This is a genomic window from Aminobacter sp. P4_H6_2, assembly GCF_056400805.1.
On sequence record NZ_JBFUKO010000256.1, the window covers coordinates 1 to 7,472 of the forward strand.

Sequence of the window (7,472 nt, forward strand, 5' to 3'; positions counted from 1 at the left end):
TTTCCAACCCTGTTCAGAAACTTCTCCAGGGCGTCACCGCCGCGCTGTATCTCACCGATGAAGCCGGACATGTCGAATGACGCGATCGCTTCAGCGACCTTGCCCAGACCACCTGCGAAGTTTTCGCTGGCACCGGTGGCCGTGTTGAACTCTCCGGCCGCTTTAGTGAGTGCGTTCCAAAGCTTGGTGGTCGCCTGGTCAGTGGTAAGGACCGCGCCCGCGACTTTATCCTTGAGCATGGCGCTGCCGGCCTCGAAGGCTCGGAAGAACGCCTCGGACGATACTTCCCCGTCGACGATCAGCTGTCGAAGCTTGGAGACCGAGCCGCCCGCTTCCTCGAGACCAGCAGCCGCCGCCTGAGCAATAGGCAACGCCCCCTCAAGGATACTGTTGAACTCTTCCGCCCGGACCGTGCCAGATCCAAGAGCCTGCGAGAGCTGCAACAATGCGCCAGAGGCGGACTGCGCATCGGTCCCGGCCACACGCAGCGCCAGCGCAACGTTGTCAGTGAAACCGAGTAGCTCTTCGGTCGAAACGCCGAGTTCCTTTTGAACGATTGCCGCCCGCCCATAAAGCGTCACCAGACTTTCGAGCGGCGCGGCATTCCGCTGGGCGCTGTCGAACAACCGATCATAGACACGGGTCAGTTCTGCGCCTTCGAGGCCCGCGACTTTGAGTGCGTTCTGGATCCGCGTCGAAGCGTCGATCAGACCTTGCGCCTCGCGCAGCGTGAAAGCGGCCGCAACGCCGGCCAGCAAACCCTTGGCGGCGCGACCGATTCCTACGAACGCCCCGTTGATGCGCTTGCTCAACCCATCGAACTGGCGTTCGATCTTCTTGGTGCTGTTGCCTGTGTCGCCTTCCAACTTCTTCAATGCGCGCTGGATCTGGCGCGTGTCAGCCGAGATAGCCAGGACGAGCTGTTCAAGGTCTTCAGCCATTAGCCATACTTCTCCAGCAGCTCAGCCAATTCGTCTTCGGTCGGCGTCTCAGGCTGCGCAGGACCGCCATGCATCTCGTTGAACACCTCGATTGCGTCGAAGAATTCACCGATTGTCGCTGCCCAGAAGTCAGTGGGACGCCACTGCAACGGCCCAAGCGCCGTGCGGAGCCAATCCCGCCAGGGCAGAACGTCTAGCGCGCCTTCCGACGCTTTGCCGCCGCCTCGCCGGCGGCTCCGGCTTTTCCCGCGTCATCGCCGAGGTGATGCTGGAGCGCGGTGGCGAACGCGGTTTTGCAGGCAGGGAAATGACGCAGCTTCAATTCCCGAAGGGCCGCTGCGACATCGCCGCGGACAGTCATGTGTTCAACGCCCGATATGGTCGCTGCGACCTCGACACCGAGCAGGCGCTGATACAAATCGCTGAAGGACTTGCAATCGAGCGCAGTCGAGACCGCCGCCAATCGACCAATCTCGGCTGCAATCACCAGATCGACGTCACCAATCTTCAGCGCGACCTCGCCGCGCGCACCATTGACCGGAAGCATGTTACGGAGTCTCCGCCGCGAAGGTCAGCGGTCCAGCAGCAGAGAAGGTGGCGGAGAACGCCATGTTGCCTTCCATTTCGCCGGTGAATTCGAAGTCCGAAACCATCCAGGAGCCCTCGTATTCGCCTTCGCCCGGCACGACGACCTGAGCGTTAAAGACCGTGCCATTGCGCACATGGGCCATGAGAATGGCCTGGGGGCCGCCGCTGACGAAGGCACCGGAACCGGAGAAGGTGCGGTTGACGATGCCGGGCTCCGACGTCTTTTGAACTGGTCCGCCAGGATTGGTGCAGTCGGGCGTGGTTGTGTCGATTTCATTGGCCGACAGGTTGAAACTACGCGTCTTGAGGCCGCAAAGATTGGCAAACGTCTCGGTAGGCATACCGGCGTTGCCAATTTTGATCAGCAGCATGCGTCCCTTGTGCTGAGGCATGGTCACTTCCTTCCAGTGGTTGAGAGAAATCCGGCTATTGCGCCGGTCAGGGGGATTGCTGAGTGGTCGCGCGAAATTCCACGACGCCATGACCGGTCAGGCCGTCCACGTCGTAGAAAACGCGATCGCCGCGGTGATCGAGTGTCACCAGGTGGTTTGTTGGCAGGGCGAGCGGTGCATCGTGAAGCGCCAGCTCGATCTCATGGGCGATTGCGCGGGCGTCCTGAAGCGGATCGATGCCGTCGCGCGTCCACACATGGATGCTTAGCATGATGTCCGAGCCACTGATGCAGGTCGCGTCGGCGCGCAGACCGACCGTGTCGAAACCAGCAATCTGCGGAAACTCTTCTGTTTCCGGACGTCGAAAGTTGATGCGCGCCCCAACGAGTGCGGTGACGGCTGTGGTCGCACGAAGCTTGGCCACGGCCAGCCCGACCAGTTCGCGTTGAGGTGACGCCATTAGGATTTCGCCTTGCGGACTGCCTTGTTGATCGCGTTCGACACCTTGCGGCGTATGCGCTTTTTCATGGCGCGGTATGTCGGGAAGATATGCGGCTGCGCTGCCATCTTGACCGTGCCGAACTCCAAAAACCGCCAGACATAATCGGCGAAGACGCCCGTTGCATTCGGATCTTTCGTGGTCGACCCAAGCACGGCCTTCTGCGATTTGTCGGCTAAACGCCCGCCCTCGATGCTAGCGCGATAGTCGCCGGTTTCGCCGAGCGGAGCCCGCAACTCGATTGCAGCGGCAAGCTCCGTAGCCGCCTCGAGCTGCGCTGCAGCTGCTTGCTTCTCAGCATCAGGCACCAATTGACGAAGGCGGCGAGCCAGAGCCTCGCGACCGACGAACTTCGCCTGGACCGCCATCAGCTCGCCGTCCCTTGCTCGACCAGCAGTTCCAGCCAGGCGCCCTTGTCGTCGGGATCGGCCAGCGACTTCACACTGAAAATGCGGCAGGCGTCATGCGCATCGACGAGGCGCCAGGCAGATGTAATCTGCCGGGTCTGGCTGCTTTGCCTCACCGTCACGATGTACGGCTGGATGCCTTGCAACCGCCCTGCCATGACGGCCTCTCCGCCATTGCGCGGACGAAAGCCGGCCCGGACAGAAAACTGTGTCGCCCAGACCGCGCCACCGGGAACCGGATTGTTGAATTCGTCGGTCGCCGGCCCCTTCATCTGGCAATGGACGCGATTTCTCAGTTGCCCAGCGCCGCGCATTTCTCACCTTTCGCTGGCCGTTTCGCCTTCACCGCTTTGCCTGCCGCTATGGCAGCATTGCCGCAGGGCGAAGTGACATTCTGGATCGAAGGCTGGAAAACCTGCGACCAGGTGTTGTTCATCTCCGGCGGCGACCACCGGAACACGTCGGTGAAGCGGACCCACATCAGACCGAGATCCGGCGATAGGGCGCAATCAACGCGCCATGACCCAGCGGTAGCGAAGTCGCAGCCCCGCCAACAACCACCGCTTCGGGGTTGTTGTAGATATGAGCGACATGCATCAGGATCGCGACCCTAAGCGCATCCGGCACCTTGGCGTCGTCTCCGTACCCGGCAACGAACTCGATCGACACGGCATCGAGGCGCGCAAAGGTCGACGGCCAGGATTGCCCGGCTTTGAGCGAGACGAATGGGCCGAGCGCGTCGACCAGTAAATGGTATGTTGTCGCGGCAAGCGTCTGCTCGACGTTGTTGGCGTCGAAATATTTCACACTCTCCACACCATCAGCAGCGACAGGCGCAAGCGGAAGGCGCAGACATCCGCGGAACCCGTTGAAATCCTGTCGCCACGTCTGGTCAACAAGCGCCCGCCCGAGAATGCCGGTCCGGCCATCCAGATGGTCGGTTGCGGCACCGATCAAGGCGGTGATGACAGCATCGTCATCCTCATGATCGACGCGTAGATGGGCCTTCGCCTCGACAAGCGATACGGGCGTAACGGCCGGCGCGGCAATTCGGACGGGCGCGAGCATTACTCGACAGCCGGGTCAGCGATCGGGTAGCCATAAGGCGAAGGGTCAAGACCCATCGCCTCGATTTCCTTGAGCGTCAGGGCCGGCGCGCGCGCAATAGGCGCATCAGCGATGACAAGCTCTTCTTCGGATGGAACCGCAAGGTTTTCGGAGGTGGGGTTTGTTTTGGCCATTGGAACAGATCTCCAATTGTTGGAAAAGCGAAGGGGAATCAGCGAGCGGCACGAATGCCGCCCGCATGCCAGCTCGTTAGCTGGCCTTCATCTTCAAGACCTTGATGGTCTCGGGGTTGTTCACGCCACCGCCGACACGCTTCGTGGTGTAGAACATCACGTAGGGCTTGTTGGAATAAGGGTCGCGCAGGACGCGGACACCCGTGCGATCGACGATCAGATAGCCACGCCGGAAGTCGCCAAAAGCCACCGGCACCGAGCTGAGAGCGATGTCGGGCATGCCCGGCATTTCCGTCACGGGATACCCGGCAATCTGTGCCGGCTGGCCGGCTACATAAGACGGTTGCCACAGGTAGTTCTGCTGACCGTCTTTCATTTTGCGGATAACGCCCTGGGTGGTGCGGTTCATCACCCACCCCGCACCGGCTGAATAGACGGACGGCAGGAGATAAATCAGCTCCAGAAGTTCGTCAGAGGTGAAGGCCGCACCGGATGCCGCGGTTTTCACCTCGATGGCGCCAAGCGGGTTTTTCGCGGCATTGGAACCGCCAGTGATGAAGGTCAGGAACCCTGCCGGCTTATTCGTGCCATCGCCAGCGATGAATGCGAGACCTTCCTGGTAGGCGAACTCGGTCTGTACCTCGTCCGCGAGCCAGCTTTCCAGGTTGATCTGTGCATCGTCCAGCATGGCCTGTGTAGCAGCAGGATTTGCGTAGATTTCACCAGGTGTGAAGGTCATCGAACCGAAGGGCGGGGTGTTTGTTTCCGGGCGGGCCGCCTTCTCACCTACCCAACCAGATGTAGTTCCGCGAAGGTTGTAAAGCTTCGAAAATCCTGCCGTCGAGATGGTCTGCACCGAAGCAATCTGACGCATAGGTGAAACCAGCTTCAGTTTGTCGATAATGGTGCGGTCCCATTCGGTCGGCGCCAGATAGCCGCCTTCGGGATCAGTGCCCTTGTTGAGCGAGGCCTGCACGTCGCCACGACGAACATGAGCCGTGAAGGCATCCGAATACTCGCGATCCTTCACATTAGCGTCGCTGCCGGCACCGATGGCCATCGCCGCGATCTTAGCGTTCGTCTCGTCGATAAGCTTTTGCAGATCGCCGACACTAGCGTTGATGCGATCGAGCTTGTCGGTCGTCACAACATCATCGAACTTCTTGGCGAGCTCCTTGTCCTTGTCAGCCATCGTGGCCTTGAAAGCGGCCCAGTCGGTATTGAGGTTGGCGATCAGTGCCTTGAGGTCGCCGCTCGCATCGGCGCGCACGGAGACGATGCCGCGCAGCTTGCGCGGGTTCATGTGCTTGGTCATTGGAATCTCCTGTTATGACCTGATTGTTGAACGAAGCTGCTCAATGGCAGCCTTCAGATCGTCAGCGTCGCGCGTGACGTTTACCGGAGCATCTCGCGTGCCGGATTTCAGATCCGCAATGAACGCTTTTGCATCCTGCGGAGACATGTTTGCTGCGGCGACGAGCGCGTTTTCCATCACCCGTTCGCGCGGCACTGCTTTGGTCGCCTCGGCGTTCACTTTAATTGCGCCAGCCGCCAATTTTCCGTCAGCAAGACCGCTATCGATGGCCGACGAAGCATTGAACATCGTGCCATCACCACGACGGCGGTCCATCCAGGCCGCCGCAACCTTCGTTTCGACTCCTGCGCGCGCCGCATAGATCTGCGCCATCGCACCATCCACCTCGGCCAGAAGATCGGCGGCGTCTTTCGCATCGAACTTATTGCCGATCACGACACCGGAAGCATTGTGAACCATGATGAACGAGCCATCTGCCATAAGCGTCTCATCCCCTGCCATGGCAATTACAGAGGCAGCGGATCCGGCCATCCCAATGACATGGATGGACACCTTCGCCGGATGCGCCCGCAACAGATTGTAGATGGCCAAGCCGGTGAAGAAGTTGCCACCGGGTGAATTGATGCTGACGGTAATGTCGCGCTTACCAATCGAGCGAAGCGCAGCGGCGATCCGGCGTTCCGAGTTATCGACCGCCGTGAAGGGGTCAATCCCAATCTGACCATAAATCGATATCTCATTGGTGTCGTCTGCTGCCGCCGAAATGACGGCTGGGTCGAACGCCTCGACATTCTGGTCGGGCGCCTCGAAGTTTAGCCACTCTGGCTTCTGGAATGCTTGGACTTCAGGCAGATTTCGCAGGCTCATTGCCTCGCTCCTTACTCTGGCCCATGGGTTCTGGGAGATCGTCACGGTGTGGCAGGTCGAGCCAGCTGCGCACTTCGTCGGGATGCAAGAAAGGCTGATGACCGCCAGAGCCGAGGCCCTTCGCGAAGAAGTCGGCTTGATCCTTCATTGAGCCACGAAGCAAAGCTCCTGCATTGAATTTTGCTTCGTAAAGGTCCGCTTCCCGTTCGGTCAAAAGAGAGCGCTCGATAGCCTGCTGCCACGCTTCGAACCAAGGGTTCAGACCGTACCGGACGAAAAACTGGCCGAGAACGTCAATGCCAGAGCCCCAAGACGTATCGTCAACATTGAGAAGCGGTCGGGGTACACCAAACGGACGCGAAATCTCTTCATTTTGAAACTTGCGCTGCTCAAGGGCCTGGCTTTCCTGACCCGTTTGAGAAAACCGCTCTGCCTTCATCCCCTCTTCGAGGATCATCCACTTGTGCGCGTTCTCGGCACCAGTAAAGCGCTCTTCCATGCTGGACTTGAGACGTTCATAAGCTTCCGGTGACAGTTGTTGCGGATGTGCGAGYGCACCGCCGACCAGCATGCCATTGCGAAATAGCCGGGCAGCGGCCTTCTCAGTCTGGATCGCCAGCGAGATGGCGTCTGCCGCCTGCTTCACCATAGACAGGCCGGATATGCCGTCCTCCGAAAGACCGCAGCGAAGATGGAAGACATCTTGCTGTGGCAGAACGATCTCGCCACCGGCTGGACGCTGATAGACATACTCCAACGACCAGTCGTTTCGCTGGCGAGGCTGCACCCGCTCTGTCGCCAACGGAACAAGCTGGACGATGCGACTGCCGCTTCGCACAATGAGCGCAAATGCGTCGCCACGGTGCCCATCACCACCCGCTCCGAGCGCACGCTGCTGCATAAGTGACTTGAACTCGTACGCGGTCTGCCACGCATTCGGCCGCCGATGCAGAATGCGAAACAGCGGATGGTCTTCGGCCTTCTCGCTCGTTTTCTTATCCAGGAGATGGAGCGGAAGCATGCCCGCTGAAAATGAGTGTAGGGATACGCACCGAAGCACAGTCGTGTTCTTGAGCGCCGCCTTTGGCGTGACGACAATGCCGGACTCGGTCATCCCTCCGCCGCCACCGCGAATGAATTCAAGCAACTGCGGGTCATCAAGGTCATTGAACATCGCTGYCTCGCCCGCCATAGCGCGGACGGCAGGGGCCGCTGTCTTTGC

General features: G+C 60.0%; 12 protein-coding genes. All 12 read right to left on the bottom strand.

Features of this window, described 5'->3' with window-relative positions; all coding sequences use genetic code 11:
* A partial coding sequence (locus tag AC1DUU_RS17985; protein ID WP_476784767.1) for a tape measure protein occupies window positions 1-941 on the bottom strand: 941 nt, incomplete at its 3' end.
* Window positions 941-1,090 carry a phage tail assembly chaperone gene (locus AC1DUU_RS17990; RefSeq protein WP_476784768.1) on the bottom strand — a complete coding sequence of 50 codons (150 nt, stop codon included), beginning with the start codon at window positions 1,088-1,090 and terminating at the stop codon, window positions 941-943. The genes AC1DUU_RS17990 and AC1DUU_RS17985, both read right to left, overlap by 1 nt.
* A 44-nt stretch (window positions 1,091-1,134) precedes the next feature.
* Window positions 1,135-1,488 (bottom strand): hypothetical protein, encoded by a 354-nt coding sequence (locus tag AC1DUU_RS17995; protein WP_476784769.1) that lies wholly within the window; start codon window positions 1,486-1,488, stop codon window positions 1,135-1,137.
* Between the two features lies 1 nt (window position 1,489).
* A complete protein-coding gene (locus tag AC1DUU_RS18000; RefSeq protein ID WP_476784770.1) occupies window positions 1,490-1,921 on the bottom strand; it encodes a phage major tail protein, TP901-1 family in 432 nt (143 codons plus the stop codon).
* A 46-nt stretch (window positions 1,922-1,967) separates the two neighbouring features.
* The gene (locus tag AC1DUU_RS18005; RefSeq protein ID WP_476784771.1) at window positions 1,968-2,345 is read right to left on the bottom strand and encodes a DUF3168 domain-containing protein; all 378 of its coding nucleotides are present in this window, start codon (window positions 2,343-2,345) and stop codon (window positions 1,968-1,970) included.
* A 35-nt stretch (window positions 2,346-2,380) separates the two neighbouring features.
* On the bottom strand, window positions 2,381-2,788 hold the full coding sequence (locus AC1DUU_RS18010; RefSeq protein WP_476784772.1) for an HK97-gp10 family putative phage morphogenesis protein: 408 nt from the start codon (window positions 2,786-2,788) through the stop codon (window positions 2,381-2,383).
* Entirely contained in the window at window positions 2,788-3,141 is a 354-nt protein-coding gene (locus tag AC1DUU_RS18015) for a head-tail adaptor protein (protein WP_476784773.1), read from the bottom strand. Before AC1DUU_RS18015 ends, AC1DUU_RS18010 begins: the two co-directional genes overlap by 1 nt.
* A 166-nt stretch (window positions 3,142-3,307) precedes the next feature.
* A complete protein-coding gene (locus AC1DUU_RS18020) occupies window positions 3,308-3,895 on the bottom strand; it encodes a head-tail connector protein (protein WP_476784774.1) in 588 nt (195 codons plus the stop codon).
* Entirely contained in the window at window positions 3,895-4,068 is a 174-nt protein-coding gene (locus AC1DUU_RS18025) for a hypothetical protein (RefSeq protein ID WP_476784775.1), read from the bottom strand. Before AC1DUU_RS18025 ends, AC1DUU_RS18020 begins: the two co-directional genes overlap by 1 nt.
* A 76-nt stretch (window positions 4,069-4,144) precedes the next feature.
* The gene (locus tag AC1DUU_RS18030) at window positions 4,145-5,338 is read right to left on the bottom strand and encodes a phage major capsid protein (protein WP_476784776.1); all 1,194 of its coding nucleotides are present in this window, start codon (window positions 5,336-5,338) and stop codon (window positions 4,145-4,147) included.
* Window positions 5,339-5,395: 57 nt separating this feature from the next.
* The gene (locus AC1DUU_RS18035; protein ID WP_476784777.1) at window positions 5,396-6,250 is read right to left on the bottom strand and encodes a head maturation protease, ClpP-related; all 855 of its coding nucleotides are present in this window, start codon (window positions 6,248-6,250) and stop codon (window positions 5,396-5,398) included.
* A partial coding sequence (locus AC1DUU_RS18040) for a phage portal protein (RefSeq protein ID WP_476784778.1) occupies window positions 6,228-7,472 on the bottom strand: 1,245 nt, incomplete at its 5' end. The genes AC1DUU_RS18040 and AC1DUU_RS18035, both read right to left, overlap by 23 nt.